This window comes from Sedimenticola sp., assembly GCF_050289425.1.
Lineage (GTDB): Bacteria > Pseudomonadota > Gammaproteobacteria > Chromatiales > Chromatiaceae > Sedimenticola.
In genome coordinates this window covers 1-500 of the sequence record NZ_JBNKFS010000106.1, presented here as the reverse complement: position 1 = coordinate 500, position 500 = coordinate 1, and the positions used below count along the sequence as shown (strand labels likewise).

Genomic DNA, 500 nt, shown 5'->3' with positions numbered 1-500 from the left:
AGAAGGCGACCACGGACGGGCTCACCGGCTTGCTCAACAAGCGGGCGATGCTCGACTGCGCCGACGAGAAGATCCACGCCTCGATGCGCTTCGGGCGCTCGCTCAGCGTGCTGGTGGCGGACATCGACCACTTCAAGAACGTCAACGACACCCTCGGACACCCGGTGGGCGACAAACTGCTGCGCCAGGTCGCAGAGCGCCTGATGACCTGCGTTCGCGAAGACGATACCGTCGCCCGCCTGGGCGGTGACGAATTCACGCTCATTCTCGAGAGCATCCGGGATTCGCGCGACATCGTTCCCGTCGCCCAGAAGATCCTCGAAGCCATAAAGAAGGTCTTTCACTTCGGGGACCAGGAACTCTTCGTTACCGCCAGCATCGGCATCAGCGTATACCCCGATGACGGATCCGACAGCGCGACGCTGCTGAAGAACGCCGATTCGGCCATGTACCGGGCCAAGGACCAGGGCCGCAACAACTACCAGTTCTACACCAAGGAG

The 500-nt window shown here is 62.0% G+C and carries 1 protein-coding gene; it reads left to right on the top strand.

Going from position 1 to position 500, the window contains the following annotated elements; genetic code table 11:
- A partial coding sequence (locus ACQY5R_RS18400; protein WP_428610738.1) for a diguanylate cyclase domain-containing protein occupies positions 1-500 on the top strand: 500 nt, incomplete at both ends.